The sequence below is a fragment of the Novosphingobium sp. genome, from assembly GCF_031424035.1.
GTDB lineage: Bacteria > Pseudomonadota > Alphaproteobacteria > Sphingomonadales > Sphingomonadaceae > Novosphingobium.
In genome coordinates this window covers 65727-80341 of record NZ_JANPGP010000092.1, presented here as the reverse complement: position 1 = coordinate 80341, position 14615 = coordinate 65727, and the positions used below count along the sequence as shown (strand labels likewise).

Annotated in this window: 16 protein-coding genes; 6 read left to right on the top strand and 10 right to left on the bottom strand. The window is 60.5% G+C overall.

Annotated elements, in window-relative coordinates; genetic code table 11:
* Nucleotides 1–8 precede the first annotated feature (8 nt).
* The 3 genes from RMO89_RS13645 to RMO89_RS13635 are packed head-to-tail and all read right to left on the bottom strand — an operon-like array spanning nucleotide 9 to nucleotide 1240.
* Complete coding sequence (locus RMO89_RS13645; RefSeq protein ID WP_310533748.1) at nucleotides 9–581, bottom strand: type IV conjugative transfer system protein TraE; 573 nt, start codon at nucleotides 579–581, stop codon at nucleotides 9–11.
* A gap of 12 nt (nucleotides 582–593) precedes the next feature.
* Complete coding sequence (traL, locus tag RMO89_RS13640; RefSeq protein WP_310533746.1) at nucleotides 594–881, bottom strand: type IV conjugative transfer system protein TraL; 288 nt, start codon at nucleotides 879–881, stop codon at nucleotides 594–596.
* Between the two features lie 29 nt (nucleotides 882–910).
* Nucleotides 911–1240 (bottom strand): hypothetical protein, encoded by a 330-nt coding sequence (locus RMO89_RS13635; RefSeq protein ID WP_310533745.1) that lies wholly within the window; start codon nucleotides 1238–1240, stop codon nucleotides 911–913.
* Nucleotides 1241–1590: 350 nt separating this feature from the next.
* On the opposite strand from RMO89_RS13635, the gene RMO89_RS13630 reads away from it, so the two are divergent.
* Complete coding sequence (locus RMO89_RS13630) at nucleotides 1591–2052, top strand: helix-turn-helix transcriptional regulator (RefSeq protein WP_310533744.1); 462 nt, start codon at nucleotides 1591–1593, stop codon at nucleotides 2050–2052.
* A gap of 57 nt (nucleotides 2053–2109) precedes the next feature.
* Nucleotides 2110–2358 (top strand): AlpA family transcriptional regulator, encoded by a 249-nt coding sequence (locus RMO89_RS13625; RefSeq protein ID WP_310533743.1) that lies wholly within the window; start codon nucleotides 2110–2112, stop codon nucleotides 2356–2358.
* A gap of 1067 nt (nucleotides 2359–3425) precedes the next feature.
* Here the strand turns inward: RMO89_RS13625 and RMO89_RS13615 are convergent.
* Complete coding sequence (locus RMO89_RS13615) at nucleotides 3426–4175, bottom strand: IclR family transcriptional regulator C-terminal domain-containing protein (protein WP_310533742.1); 750 nt, start codon at nucleotides 4173–4175, stop codon at nucleotides 3426–3428.
* A 111-nt stretch (nucleotides 4176–4286) separates the two neighbouring features.
* On the opposite strand from RMO89_RS13615, the gene RMO89_RS13610 reads away from it, so the two are divergent.
* Genes RMO89_RS13610 through RMO89_RS13600 form a run of 3 tightly spaced genes read left to right on the top strand, consistent with a single transcriptional unit; the run spans nucleotide 4287 to nucleotide 7196 of the window.
* Complete coding sequence (locus tag RMO89_RS13610) at nucleotides 4287–5243, top strand: fumarylacetoacetate hydrolase family protein (protein WP_310533741.1); 957 nt, start codon at nucleotides 4287–4289, stop codon at nucleotides 5241–5243.
* Nucleotides 5244–5245: 2 nt separating this feature from the next.
* Nucleotides 5246–6232: a hypothetical protein gene (locus tag RMO89_RS13605; RefSeq protein ID WP_310533740.1), complete on the top strand. Its 987-nt coding sequence runs from the start codon at nucleotides 5246–5248 to the stop codon at nucleotides 6230–6232.
* A gap of 4 nt (nucleotides 6233–6236) precedes the next feature.
* Nucleotides 6237–7196: an amidohydrolase family protein gene (locus RMO89_RS13600; protein WP_310533739.1), complete on the top strand. Its 960-nt coding sequence runs from the start codon at nucleotides 6237–6239 to the stop codon at nucleotides 7194–7196.
* A gap of 60 nt (nucleotides 7197–7256) precedes the next feature.
* Here RMO89_RS13600 and RMO89_RS13595 read toward each other — a convergent pair whose 3' ends face one another.
* The 6 genes from RMO89_RS13595 to RMO89_RS13570 all read right to left on the bottom strand — a co-directional run bounded on the left by RMO89_RS13595 (nucleotide 7257) and on the right by RMO89_RS13570 (nucleotide 13388).
* Nucleotides 7257–8174, bottom strand: coding sequence for a phytanoyl-CoA dioxygenase family protein (locus RMO89_RS13595; RefSeq protein WP_310533738.1), 918 nt, complete (start codon nucleotides 8172–8174; stop codon nucleotides 7257–7259).
* Nucleotides 8175–8221: 47 nt separating this feature from the next.
* Entirely contained in the window at nucleotides 8222–9181 is a 960-nt protein-coding gene (locus RMO89_RS13590) for a VOC family protein (protein WP_310533737.1), read from the bottom strand.
* 47 nt (nucleotides 9182–9228) lie between these two features.
* The gene (locus RMO89_RS13585; RefSeq protein WP_310533735.1) at nucleotides 9229–10830 is read right to left on the bottom strand and encodes an FAD-dependent monooxygenase; all 1602 of its coding nucleotides are present in this window, start codon (nucleotides 10828–10830) and stop codon (nucleotides 9229–9231) included.
* Nucleotides 10830–11894 carry an FAD-dependent monooxygenase gene (locus RMO89_RS13580; protein WP_310533768.1) on the bottom strand — a complete coding sequence of 355 codons (1065 nt, stop codon included), beginning with the start codon at nucleotides 11892–11894 and terminating at the stop codon, nucleotides 10830–10832. Before RMO89_RS13580 ends, RMO89_RS13585 begins: the two co-directional genes overlap by 1 nt.
* Nucleotides 11895–11962: 68 nt before the next feature.
* Entirely contained in the window at nucleotides 11963–12676 is a 714-nt protein-coding gene (locus RMO89_RS13575) for an MBL fold metallo-hydrolase (protein WP_310533733.1), read from the bottom strand.
* Nucleotides 12677–12731: 55 nt separating this feature from the next.
* On the bottom strand, nucleotides 12732–13388 hold the full coding sequence (locus tag RMO89_RS13570) for a nuclear transport factor 2 family protein (protein ID WP_310533732.1): 657 nt from the start codon (nucleotides 13386–13388) through the stop codon (nucleotides 12732–12734).
* Between the two features lie 183 nt (nucleotides 13389–13571).
* On the opposite strand from RMO89_RS13570, the gene RMO89_RS13565 reads away from it, so the two are divergent.
* A complete protein-coding gene (locus tag RMO89_RS13565) occupies nucleotides 13572–14495 on the top strand; it encodes a LysR substrate-binding domain-containing protein (protein ID WP_310533731.1) in 924 nt (307 codons plus the stop codon).
* The last annotated feature ends 120 nt before the right edge of the window (nucleotides 14496–14615 follow it).

Genomic DNA, 14615 nt, shown 5'->3' with positions numbered 1-14615 from the left:
GAGTTCCATCACTGGCTCTCCTTGGGTTTGTCGTCGGTGGGAAGCTGGGCAAACCCGGCCAGCGCGAGACGCAGGCCCCGGTAGGTCCAGGTGAAGCGGAAGCGCCGGTCGTCGCTGGCAATGACCTGGGCGCCGACAAAGGTCTTGAGCGTGCCCTTGACCTCGGAAGTCAGCCCTTTGGGATCAACCGTCATCGACTTGATGACGAAGGCCTGGGTCACATCGGAACCGCGCTGTTCCTCGACAATCCGCACCAGGTCGGCCTTCAGGCGGCCGTGGCTTGCCGGATCGGCAAGGTCGAGGATCGCCGCCATCCAGTAGTCGAGGCCTTCAGGGCTGCGGTTGAGCAGCATCAGCGCGGCATCGCGGGTGACGAACTCGAGGTAATCGGCGCTGGCGCCGGCGCTCGATATCGTCAGCGGCGCGCGTAGCGTTGGCAGCAGTACGACCTCGCGGTCACGCGTGGCGGCAAGTCCGCCGGTGATGACAAGCGCGAGGGTAAGGCCGGCACTCGTCAGCGCGAACATGTTGCGCTGGCGCAGCAGCGCCTGGCTGCGTTCATGAGAAAACTGGGCAAGCATGAGCCTCTCCCCTCAACCGGCCAGCAGCCGGCAATGGGAGGGCGGCGTCATCCTGAGGCCGGTGAACCCCGCAGGCAGATACCAGTAGGCGGCATGCAAAACCCAGGAGCTAGCGCGTCCTGCTTTCGCCTTTCGCAGTGCGAACCAGGCGCCAAACGAGAGGGCGATGCCGACAAAGATATGCTGTGCGAGGATTCCCCAAGTGAAGGGGATGATCATCCCGGCGAACTCGTCGAGGGTCCAGAAGCCGATGAGCTCCGGATCGTCGAGCCGGCGCGGAATGATGTACCGATCGTTCATGATGACGCGCGCCCTCCTGTCCGCCGCCGTCAGATGACGGCGGTGACGACCGAAGTGACGATCGGCACGCCCGTGCCCACGCCGATACCGACGCCAACGGGGACCGCGATCTGCGACAGCGTGAACCGACCCGAGGCGAGGCCGATGAGGCCGCCCGCGAGGCTCAGCACGGTAATGATCTTGCCGCCCGAACCTTCGAGAAAGTCGGTGAACTTGGTCAGCGCCGGGGCGAAGGTGGTGTCCGCGCCGGCATAGGCAGCGCTTGCTGCGAGCGCGGCCAGCGCGACCGGGAGAACGAGGCTGGCTGCGTGGGTGAAGCGAGGGGCGCCGAGGCGCCGGGGAAGGGCAAGTGCAGGCATGAAGAAAGCTCCGGTTGGAGGGTTGGGCACAGCGTCTTGCGTTCGCTGTGTGTTCTTCATGCATCTAGGAAATTATCGTAGGAAAGTGTGAATGTGTGATGGGGCCGAATTGCGGATGCATATGGACAAAAGGAATGTGGGGAGGTGACTGAAAATGGCGGTATAGACGCATTAAAGCAGATATATCGACGCTGGAATCGGCGGAGTGCGACGGCGAATCACGGCGTGGCCATGTCTCATTTCAAATGGCCTAGAACCTAGATGTTCTATTATTGTTCTTTTTGGTTTCCTACAGGTAGGAGGCTGCGATATGCCTGCGAATCATGCGATCGTGATGGAGTGACGCGACGATGCCCAACCTGCCTTCCTCGCCCGATGCGGCCAATGAGCGCCTTGCACGCACGCTGTGTTGTGCGGTTGATGGAGCGGGTAAGCCGCGACACCAGATTGCCCGCGAGGCCGGTATGCACAAGGACACGCTCCTGCGTGTCATCCGCGGCGAACGCCCGATCACACTGGATGAGGCAGCCCGGATACTGGAGGCTTGCGGGGCTCCTGTGCGCGCCACTCTGGCGCTCGTGCTCGCTGGTCATGAAGCACTTGCCGCGCAGTGGATGCACCATGAAATGGGTGCCTTCCTCGAGGAGTTCTTCTCCGCGCTGCCGGGCGAATTGCACGAAGCGCTCGGCGACAGGATTGGTGATTTGAGACCGCGTTGGGCGATCGGCACGTCGCGCCTGGTTGCGCGCATGCTGTCCAAGCATATCGATGAATTTGCCGATCGCGATTTGTCGCTATCCATCGGCAGGTGAGGGGGAAAGTAATAATCGGAGGGGAACCCGACGGTTGCTTTGTCCAAGGAATTTCTCATGGCTCCCACCCGATTGAATACTGGCTCGTCAGCTTCGCTTGCACGCACTGATGCCATCGCGGTTCCTCCAGCACCGCGGTTAATCCGCCTGCCCGAAGTAATGGCCCGTGTCGGACTGAAGCGGTCCGCAATCTATCAACGCATGAGCGAAGGACGATTTCCGAAATCGCGGTCGCTTGGCGGCAAGTGCACGGTATGGGTTGAAGCTGAAATTGATGCTTGGGTGAACTCGGTGGCCGCGCGCTAAACAACGGCGGTCCAAAATTCAGGGGTCACAGCCCAGCCGCACGAGCTTTTGCCCGCGCGCAACTTCGGCGTCCCGGCCGAGTCGCACGCAGATCATTGATCACAAAATCATGACATGGCGGCCCGCCTCATTCATTTCACCAAGCCGGTAGGTATGGTCGTCCGTCAGTTCATCATGGTGGTGTTCGATATCTGCGGATAATGCGCAGGCCAACCAAACTAGGCTGCCAACAGCCCTTTGGTGGCTAGGCCGCCGAGCATGCCGAATGCGGCCTGCTTGCTCCACTTGCCCCCAACTGTCCAGCCAGGGGATAGGCGATGAGCCAGCATGCGTGGTTCAGGGCAAATTGCGCGGCAAAGATTGCGGGGCGGTCGCTCGGCCCTGCCGAACGCCGGAGAAGGCGACCTGACGGGGTAATGCTCATGGAGTAAGCGATCCCGAGAAGAAACCATCCTCCCAGCAACACTGGCCAATATTGAACGGGCCGTGCAGCTTGCGTGCGCCTTCTGGCCGAGCATGGGGTGGAGGCGGATACGGGCATGTTGAGCCGGTTCTTCCACCAGCAATGGGATCAGCTTCAAGAAAAGCATCTACGCATGCGACCAACTGCGGTCTCATGTGGTGGCACGACGCGAGGCGTGGCGAGCGAATGCATCCCATGCTCAGCGCCAAGAGGTTGATCTCCCTCGATGAGACCGGCGTTACCGCCAACATGGTCCGCCGTTATGGGCGGGGTCCGCGTAGCAAGCGGGTGCGAGGCTATACGCCTGCCGGGCATTGGAACATCACGACCCCTTCACCGGGCTTTCCGGCGAAGGGGTCATTGCGCCGTTCGTCGTTGATGAGCCGATGAACCGGGCGATCTTTACTCAATATATCCGCCGGTATATCGTCCCTGAACTCACGCCATACCCGATACAAATAGGATAAAGGTCCAACTTTTGTAATTCCATGTGAGTCCCACAACTGGATCTCCGCATTTGTCCGCATTGTAAGGCGGAGCGAACGTCCAGATTTACCACATGGCCTTGTCGAGTTTGGTCAGGTGGCAGAGAAAGTTCATCGGCTCAAAATATTGATTGATCCGGCGCCGTGGCACGCTTGCCGATAGCAGAGGCGGTGTCTCGGAGCGGCCCGAGATAGCGCGTCACGGCGTCGTCAATTGTCATGGCGCGACCGAAAATCGTAATGCTGAGCGCTGCCACCAGCCGGCCGTCGGCATGGACGGGAATCGAAAGGGAAAAGGTAGGATGCTCGGCGGTCCCAGCACGGATAGCGTAACCTTGTGCGCGCACTCGCTCGAACCTCTCGTCGATGCTGTCGATGGGGCTGGAGGTTTCCAACGATGCCGACGCAAGCAGTTCGTCGCGCACATGCTGCGGCGAATAGGCGAGGAACGCCACTCCCATCGCTGAGCCGAGGAGGGGAAGTCGCTGGTGGATCGTCGTTCGGTACCATGCGAGCGGGCTGGTCGGGATTGTGCTGTAGCGAACCACCATCGCCCCTTGTTCGAACATCCCGAGCGCGGTCGGCCACCCCACTTGAGCGGTCAGTGCATCCATGGGCGTGCGCGCTGCGCGCTCGACCACGGAATCCTGGCGAAACCCGGCCGCAAGATGGAGCACGTTCTCGGTCAGCATGTAGCTGCCGATCTTGTTCGAGCGTTGCACGTAACCATCCTCAATCAGGATTGCGAGGAGGCGCACAACCGATGGCTTCGAGATGCCGGTATCCGCCGCAAGATCGCGAACACTGCTGACTGCACGCAGGTTCATCGTTTTCAGCAGCGCGAGCGCGCGGGTCGCCGAATGCTTCATGACTGAAGGCATAGCCGGGATCGTTTCGTCTAGCAAAACGATTGGAAGTTGGTCTCGTCGGACTCTTCCGAAAAACGTATCCCCGAACCGACAAATCGGAGAGAACACACCATGAGACTAGCACGGATCAGCCACGGCGGGGCAGTCTCGACCGCGTTCGTGGGCGATGATGGCAAGGCCTATCCACTACCCGGATCGGCCGGAGATGTGGACGGTCTAGTCACCTGGGGCGCAGAGCAGCTTACCGGGCTGGAGCGCAAGACATTAGAGCAGATAGCCAGCGGCGAACTCGCCGCAGTCACGCCCGCAAAGTGGCTGCCGCCGGTTGCCCGGCCCGGCAAGATCATCGGCGTGGCCATGAACAACAGTGCTTTTGCCGGCCCATCCTTCCGCTACTTCGACAAGCCCGCCTTCTTCATGAAATCTCCCTCGTCGCTGATTGGTCATGGCGAGGCTGTCATCATGCGCGAGGACTACGGTCTGACGCACCCTGAAGCCGAGCTCGCCTGTGTCATTGGACGTCGCGCGAGCCATCTTGATGTTGCTACTGCACGCGACGTGGTGTTCGGTTATACCATCATGAATGACATTACTTCCGTTGGCCTCAAGGATAAGGATAGCCTGCACCTGGAATTCGCTAAGGCGAACCCAGGCCAGAGCCCTGCCGAATGGCGTCGCGCTCGCGACGAGCATGATTGGGATGTGTATCTGACGTACCATTTCCGCTCGAAATGCACTGACGGATTTGGACCCTTGGGCCCCTGGATCACGACCGCCGATGCAGTCCCCGATCCTGACAACCTGTCGATTCACGCGTGGCTTGGTGATCGTCAGATCGCCGAGGACTCGACCGCTAACCTGAGTTTCTCAGTGGCCGAGGTTCTGGCGCATCTGACGCGCTACGCAACTCTTGAACCGGGTGACATCGTACATTTCGGCACCGCCATCGACCCGCGACGCTACACTCTGCGCGAAGCCAATATCCTGCGTGATCCCTCCGACATGCGGATTGAAATCGAGGGGCTGGGGACTCTGATCAACCCCGTCCGCGTGGTGGAGGATCTGTGACGATGGAATTGAAGCTGATTTGCGTGTCGCACTCGCCGCTGATCTATTTTCCGGCGCGGGAAACGTCCGACATCGATGAAATGCGTGCCGCCCTCGCTGACACCCGGGCGCGAGTTGAGGAGTTTGATCCCCAATTGATCGTGCTGTTCGGCTGCGACCATTACGGCGGTCATCAGATGGCATCGATGCCCGCCTTTTGCGTTGGCGTGGAGGCGACCGCTCTGGCCGACGTCGGTGGTACAGCTGGACCACTCAACGTGCCGCGCAACATTGCGGTCGACTGCGTCAATGCGCTGCGAAATGACAACATCGATGTCGCGGTCTCCTACGCAATGGAGGTGGATCACGGCTTTTCGCAAGCCTTGCTCGAGATTGCCGGGGGCGTCGCGCGCTACCCCGTGCTGCCCATTTTCGTGTCCTGCCTCCAGCCCCCGTTTGTGCCGTTCAAGCGCGGGCGAGCGCTGGGCGCTGCCGTCGGGCGATTCATCGCCACGCTGGATTTCGAACGTGTGCTCATCCTCGGAACCGGAGGGCTGTCACACAACCCCGAGCAACTGTTTCCGGCCATCGACGACGTGCCCAAAAAGTGGCGTCCTTATCACCTGCTGGGAAACAAGCAGCGAGACGTGCCGCAAGCTGAGTGGATCGCGTTCGAAATCGAGATGCACCAGATGGCGGCAGGCATGCTTGCGCGCGGCGAGATACCCGCCGAGGCTCTCAAGATCAGCGCGGAGTGGGATCAGGAGTTCCTTGCGTTGCTCGAGCATGGCGATCTGACGACCGTCGATGCCTGGACACCCGAGTACGTCATTGATGGCGGCGGCTTCGGTGCGATGGAGGTGATGACGTGGATCGCCGCGGCGCAGGCGATGCAAGACATCACCGGCGCACGGCCACACACCAGCTTCCATCGGGCCATCGTCGAAGTCGGCATCGGCTTCGGGATCGCCGAAACCGAATGTGCGGCGCTACTGCCGTCGGGAGGATGAGGTCGTGAATCTCGGCAAGTTGTTCGATGTCCACCTGCATTTCGTCCCCGATGTATACCGCGACGCGGCGGTCGGCGCTGGCTGGGCCACGCCCGACGGCATGAAGGGTATTCCGCCCTGGACCGAGCGCGGCATGCTCACGATGATGGACGAATTGGGCATCGCCAAGGGCATGCTGTCGATCAGTTCGCCAGGCATCCATTTTGGCGACGACGCAGCCGCGCGGGTGCTTGCCCGCAAAGTGAACCTTGAAGGCGCGGCATTGAAACAGCGCTGGCCCGATCGCCTGGGTTTGTTCGCGTCCATACCGCTGCCCGATGTCGACGGTGCGCTTGCCGAAATCACCTTTGCCCTGGACGAATTGGGCGCCGAGGGCATTTACCTTCAGAGCAACGCTGGCGGTATCTATCCTGGGGATAGCGCGTTCGAACCGGTGTTTGCCGAACTCGACCGGCGCGAAGTGGTCGTTTTCCTCCACCCGACCTCGCCCGCCTGCCCATGCTGCGGCGAACGCGAACGGCCGATGCCGCGCCCGGTGCTGGACTTCATGTTCGATACGACCCGCGCCGTGACCAACCTGGTGTTGAGCGGTACGCTCGATCGTTATCCCAACATCAAGCTGATTGTTCCGCACGCTGGCGCAGCCATCCCGGCACTCCTCGATCGCATCATCTTTTGCGCCGAACTCATGCCTATCAGCAACATTTCCCAAGAAGCCATCATGGCCACTTTCAGCCGTCTTTACTTCGATGTGGCGGGGGTGCCTGTGCCGCGACTATTGCCCGCTTTGCGCAGCTTCGCCGATCCAGCACGCTTGTTCTTTGGCAGCGACTGGCCGCACACGCCGCAGCCGGTCGTTGCCCGCCTGCGACAGGGACTGGACACATTTCTTGCGGAGGAGCCTGATTTCCTTGCCGCTTTGCAATACGGCAATGCAGCGAGGCTCTTCTCGAGAGATTCCTGAGGTAGGGTGACCTTGATCCGGGCGGTCCACGTAGGAGGACTTCTTGTCGTCCACGCCCTGTCACATTGCGGCAGCGATCCGGCCTTTGAGCGACGTCACGAACGCTTCAAGTCGCACCGCATCCGGCGCAATCGGACCGTTCAGCCGCTGACCCACTTCGGCGTCGAGCAGGCATGGAAGGATCTGCGGGTAAAGGCTTCCCGAGATGGCATCGCCACCTTTCAGGTCATGGGGCCAGAGTTCGCGCACCACTCCTTCGATCGGCTTGTAGCGCACGTCGTCGCCGGTCCAGCGGGTGGTGATCGCACGGCGAGTCAGCGCGGCGCTATTGGGCCGCGAGCCGTGCAGGATCATGGCGTTGAATAGCAGTGCGTCGCCCGGCTCAAGTTCCCAGCTGAGGATCCGGTACTGATCCCGATTGGCATCGATATCCGGAAGCGCCTCGACCTTGTCATTGCTGGGCACCGAGCCGCCAACGCCAACTGCTTCGAACTTCTTCCCCCACAGATGCGATCCGGCGACGAACTCCAGGGCTGAGCCGCTCGCCGTGACTGGTTCCATCGCCGTCCAGACCGAGGCAATCTGCGAGCCCTCCAGTGGCCAGAAGGTATGATCGTGGTGCCACGGCGTCCCTTTTCCACCCAGCTTCTCCTTGATGAAGACCTGGTCGTAGAAGAAATTGAGGCGCTGGGTCGATAGCGCCTGAGCTACCGGTTTTGCGGTTGGACCGAACAGCACGAAATCACGGATGACGTCGTTCTGCAGCCATTCGTAGTAGGAGCCGTCAACCTTGATACCGGTCCCCAGAACGCCCCGTTCGCGAATGGTGTCGAGTTCTTTCGCGAGGCGTTCTACCCACTCCGATGAATAAAGTCCCCGCAAGCAAATGACCCCGTCGCGGGCAAAGTCGGCGATCTCGTTTTCGGTTAGATCCCGATAGGAAGCCTGGCTTTGGCCAGAATTGGATTTGGATTGCATCTCGTTTTACCCGTTTGGAAATCAGTTCGTCCGAGGGATGACGGTTTTTAGGCGGCAAAATCCACCGGGGCCGCAGGGCCCCATTGATGACCCAGCATCGTCGGAAGATCGGTTACGTTGGGCGGCGTGTGCGCATCGAACAGGTCACCGTCGGTCCAGTGCTCAATCCGGTGACCCCACGGATCGCGCCAGTAATCGAACACCTGACTGCCGAGGATATGCCGTCCGACGCCCCACTCATGCTGGTAGCCTTTTGCCGCAAGATGGGCCCCGCCCGCCATCAAGTCATCGAGGTCGGCAACTTCGAAGGCGACATGATGAAACTTTGGCGGCACGCCCGGAATCGAGGCGAAGTTCAGCGTATGGTGATCGACCGGTTCGTCGCCCCGGTCACAGCGAATGAACAGGGCAGCCAAATCGTTGTTGGGTGCGCGTACTTCATCGGAGATCAGCAGGCCAAAGCGGCTCCGCCACCATTCCCAGGTTCGCTCCATGTTTGAGACGCCAAGCACGACGTGTCCCAGACGGCCGACATGTGCGGGGGCCGAGGCCACCCGCTTGGGTTCTCCGGTCCGTTCGCGGCGGCCAGCGATGTTCCAAAGATAATTGGGCGTTCCGTGAAGGGGTGGGACCCGCGTTCGGCCTGCGATCGCCTCCACCTGAAACCCATCCGGGTCGGTCATCCTGACGCGCTGTCCGCCGCCAGGGCCAGGTTCCGCTTCGACCGCGATTCCTTCAGCTTCGGCGAGAGCCTGCAGATCGGCCAGATCGCGCACCGCGAGTGCCAAGCTGACAAAGCCTGGCTCGCCTTCAATCGTTTCATGAACGAAGGGCGCATTGCCAATGCCGCGCATCCGCAGGACTCCGTCGCCGGAATCCGCGATTGCAGTCATTCCAAAGTCTTCGAGAAAAGACTGCATCTGCTGCAGGTCGGGGGCGGAAAAGCGAACCGACTCCAGGTCCACCGCCTTGGCGAGCGCGTTCTGCGGGATGTGTGTATCGGCCATGATCATGCTCCATCCGTTTCATTTGTTGGGCGCTGTTCAGCAGCGAATTAGGTTGCTGAGCCCGTTACACGGGCCAGAACGCCGGTCCAGCGGTCGCCGCGCCAGGCGACGTGCTGATCCGGGCGAACCAAGGTGAGAGCGGCGCCATAGAGCTGCGCGATGGCGTCATCGTCCGGCTCGACAATAGTGAGCGGCAACCCGCGATCACGCGCATCCTCAATGGCCAGATCGACCTCCGCCCGATCAGCACCTTCGGCGACGACCAGAGAGAAGCCCAGGCCGAACAGGTCGTAGAGCGAACGACCATCCTGCAGCCAGGCATGGGGCGCGAGATAACCTGGACGAGCGTTGGGAATGTAGATTTGGCTGTCGTGCAGCGGCAGGGGAGTGTCTTCCGAGGCAACAATCGGGGACCCGTGATAGCCAAGGCCGAGCACCGTCCCGAGCGTGTTGAATTCGCGGCCCTTCGACACCGAAATCCCCGTGCCGACGCTGGCCCGGATCGCTGCTCCTTCCGGTGAGTCGTCCTCAATCTCGGGCGGCACGGGCGCGACGTAGATCGCGTAATTGGTCATCGCTTCGTCGAGTACCGCGCGATGTACCGGCCGTCGCTCGGCTTCGAAACTCGCGACAAGTTCTGGTCCGCCCCAGCCTTGCAGGGTCGCTGCAATTTTCCATCCGAGATCGACGCCGTCGCCTACACCCATATTCATCCCATACCCGCCGGCAGGTGGATGAAGATGGCACGCGTCGCCGGCCAGGATGATCCGGCGATCGGCATAGTGATCGGCAAGCAATTCGTTTGCAGACCAGGAGTCCGCGCTCAGGATCTCGTAAGACAGGTCGATGCCGGTGCGATCGCGTATCAGCGCTGCCGCAGCTTCGTCGGACAATGTTTCTCCCGGCTTGGCCCCACCCGGCGCGAATGCCCAGATATCGTCCCGGTCCATCGGGCTGATGGCACTAAAGCCATCCTTGCCGATCTGCCAGTAGATCACCGCCGGGCCGTGCCCGTGCGCCGCAGCCAATCCCGGTGCACGAAAAATAATATTGTAATGGTAGGAAAGACCCGACCGGCCCTCCAACTTTGCACCGATAAGTTCGCGTACAGCGCTGCGGGCGCCATCGGCACCGATCAGGTATCGCGCGGTGACAAGACGGACCTGGCCGTCCGCTGCCTTGAGAGTGGCGGTGACGCGCTGCTCGTCCTGGGTAGCAGTGACAAAGCTGGTTTCGAACAAAATGCTTACGCCCGGCAGCGACCGTGCTTTTTCGAGCATCACCTTTTCCAGCGTGTACTGCGGGACCCACTGGGCGTGCTCTGGATAAAGCGGCGAACGCGTCGGTTCGGCATTGAACGCATCGGGGAACCGGGCGAGCTCGGGACCTGACAGGCGGGTTACGAAAACCATGTTGTTGGGATAATCGATACCGAACGGAGATTCTTGCGCGAGCTTGTCGGCAATACCCCAGCGCCGCAAATGCGTACGCGTGCGCACATTTGTGGTCTTGGCCCGGGGCGCTACTCCAACCCTTGCACTGCGTTCAACCAGCAGGACGCGCACGCCGCGCGTGCCCAGCTCGATTGCTGCTGCCAGTCCCACCGGACCGGCACCGATAATCAGGACATCGGTTTCGATTGCCTCCATTAGTAGGGCTCGCCTAACGTCGCGAACGCCTTGGTGAGCAATCCCATGTTTTCCGAAGGCGGTGCGCCTTCCTGTTCAAGCTGGCCCAACCTGTTGCTGGTCTCGACGACGAGTTTGCAACGCTCGAACCGGCGCTTCATGAATGCGTCGAGCGCCTCGGGCAGCGTTGCCGAATTTGCGATCGACTGCCCCAGGACGACAGCGTCTTCCAGCGCCATTCCGCCGCCCATACCCATATGGGCGCTGGTCGCATGCGCGGCATCGCCGATCAGCAGCGTCCGGCCCTTGTGCCAGGGTTCCGACAACATGATCCAATGGAACGGTTTGCCGATCAGTTCCGAACTTTCGGTCAGGCGGCTGCGCAATTCCCGAATGGCTGGTGCCGGCATCGAATCGAGCAGCGCGGTGAATAAAGTGCGCACCTCCTCGTCGGAAATCCAGCGCGCTTCCGGGATGTTAACGACGGCCGGAATGTACACGAGACCTTGCGGCAGATAATAAAACCCCAGCCGACCGGCTGGTGACATATACCAGCCCTCATCCTGAACTTGGGGCCCCGGTGCCATCCAGCGGATACTGAGTTGGCCGGAATATTGCGGTTTGGGCGCGTCGGGAAAAATCAGTTCGCGCGTTTTGGAATTGATCCCGTCGGCGGCGATCATCAAGTCATAGCGGCCAGCTTCCCCATCGGTGAAGGTGACGTTCACGCCCTCAGCTGTGTCTTCGAACGATGCGTACGTGACGCCCTTTCGGACGCGCACCCCGAGACGCTCAGCTTCCTTCTGGGTGACCTCCAGAAACACCGGGCGATAGACACCCACCGCGTCTACCGCACCGGGCCAGGTCGGACGCCCCGGTCCTGGATTGATGATCTCTCCGGTAGTGGCATTGCGGATCGAAGCAGCGGTATTGCCTGCCAATGCAGGTCTTCCGGTTGCGTGAACTTCATCGTAAATGCCGAGTTCGACCAGCGCCATCGCTGCTCGGCCCGAGAACGCCAGCGACGCACCCATAGGCTCGTGAGCAAGTTCGACAACATCGACCTGCACGCCCGCCTGCGCCAGCGCGATGGCCGCGTTCATTCCGGCGATGCTGCCGCCGACAATCAGTGCTGTTGAGATACAAGCCATCGCTAACCCTTCTTCTTGAATGTGTCGAACACGGTCTGGCGGAGCAGCTCCGCTCCGCCCTGCATGACAGGCGAACCGTGCATGACGCAGATCTTGTCGAAATCGAACTTACCCAGTTTGGCGATGCTGGCGAGTGCCAGTTGCGGGTCTTCCGTCGCCACAGGAAGCTTGAGCCCGCGGCGATTGGCGAAGGCGTCCGCTGGAAACAGCACCCCCCCGTGCCGGTCCCAGTGGAAGGCCAGCTGTCCGTTGCAGTGCCCCGGAATATGGATTGCGGTCATGCCGGGTGCGAAATCCGGGCGGTCACCGTCTTCGACCAAACGGTCCACCTGGACGGGTTCGACTGTCGCGACCTTACCGGCCAGCAACTTTGCCAGGATCCGGTTGCGCAAGCCGGGCGATGGACACATGCCATCGCGCATCGTGGTCCCAGCCTCCATCATTGGTGCATCCAGCGGATGCGCCCAGACTGTAGCGCGAGTTTCGCGCTTCAGCGCTGCAGCACTGCCGATATGGTCGGGATGGCAATGCGTCAGCACGATGTGCTTCACATCGGCTGGAGTTTTTCCCAAAGAACCCACGGCATCGAGGATTTTGGATGCGCGGCCAGGAAAGCCGGTGTCCAGGACTACCAAGCCTTCGGCGGTCTCCAGGATATAAACGTTGACCAACCCCGGGAGCATATGCAGGTCGCTGGCAAGCTGCTTCAGAGCCATGAGCGGGCACCCCGCTCGTAAGCTGGCTCTGTCGCGAAATGGTGACCGCCGACCTTCATGTGTCGAAGCATTCTGCGCTGGCACCGTGAAGCCACTGCTTCATCCGGCTGGTTAGATCCTCGATTTCTGGGCCTCTGGTGCCTGGCAGGTTGTTGTAGACTGCGAAACCGACCTTGGTCTGCAAATAGGCCAGGTTGCGGTAGCCCACCGGAAACGAATTCAGAAGGGCCTGATCTAGCTTCGGGATTTTGGCGGGGTCGACCGCAGCCATATGATCGAGTTCATAGACCGGCTGCCGGAACACCATTCCCCATCGACCGTTGCGCTTTTCGAGCGCATCCACAAATCGTCCGAGACAGGTAACATCGACCTCGACACCATCGACTTCGCCGCGTTGAACGATCTGCATTTTTGATTGCGCAACTGCTCGCGAACCTTGCACCTCGACGCTAGTTCCGCCCAGTGAATGTAGCGAAATAATTCCGGCCTCGAAACCCTTGCGGCAGCCGGCAATGAACTCTGCGGCAGTCGCCTGGAACCAGGTTGCGTGCATCCGGCCATCGTCATGCCAGACTGTTGCGAACCGCTCCCAATCGCCGGCATCGCGCCATAGCACCCAATTTTGCAGTAACTCGTGAATGGCCATTCGGTCAAACGCAGCGTCCGCTGTCGCGTCTGGACTGGCGGTATCCTGTACGGCAGCTTGTTGCATCTTTGATAATCCTCTGTGGCGTGGCAAATTATCGATGCGCCGCGAGTTGCGCTGCCGAATCCGCTCATTATCGCCCGCAAATCTAACCCAGTTGCAACGTTGCAATCAGATGCCATTTGCCTAAGGTTGTTACCAACTGGGTATAGGTCGAAAATCGACCATTGCCACTTTCAGAGGATTGCCATGAAGCTCCACCATCTGCGCAATGTGGTTGCCGTCGTCGAACGGGGCAGCCTCCGCGCGGGGGCAAAACATTTGGGGCTGGCGCAACCAGCAGTGTCGAGAAGCATCAAGGAGCTTGAGCGGGAACTGGGCCTGACGCTGTTCGAACGCAACAAATTCGGAATGACGCTCACACATGCCGGTGAGGTTTTCGCGAGGCGGGCCAAAGCTATCCAGGCTGAATTTGTTCGAACTTTGGAAGAGATGGAGCACCTCAAGGGGGAAGACCGGGGTATCATTACCGTGGGCTGCTCCAGCGCTACACTGATCGCGATGGTGCCCACCATCGTGAACCGCTTTCATGTCAAGTATCCCAATATCCGCATCAAGCTGCTCGAGGGTTCCTTGCCGATGCTGGAGGGTCAGATCAGGGACGGTCTGGTGGATCTCTATTATGGCCCGGTTGCCAACGGCTTCGTCGATCCAGCGCTGGTAATCGAACTTTTGTTCGAAAACGAGCGGATGATAATCGGACGCAAAGACCATCCGCTCCGCCATGCGACCACGCTTGCCGAGCTGGTCGGCGCAACCTGGGTCACGACCCCCATGGCCATCGACAGCGACAGCGAAGTTAACAGTGTTTTTGTCGCAGCAGGCCTGCCGCCCCCGCGCATCGCCATGCAGGCTTCTTCGGCAATGAACCTGGCGGTAATCGTAGCCACCTCGGATCTGCTCGCCCCGGTTCCGCAGCAATGGATGGAACTGATCCGCGCTACGGGCCTGATGGAACGCATTCCGGTTAGCGAAGTGTCAAAGGCACCGCGTATCTGTGCGGTTCGGCGGGCAAACGTGCCGCTTACCCCCGCTTGTGAATTCCTCAATGACCTCGCGCAACGTGCTGCCTCCGCTTATCTGTATAAAAACCGCGTTCCGACTCCTGCCTGATTGGTACAAATCAGAGCATTGCAGGCCGAGATGACGCAAGGCTGATACCTGCTAGGTAACAACAATAGCCAAATGCCATCTTTGTCTGGCGCGACGCTCCCTTAATGACAGGTGCTCTGA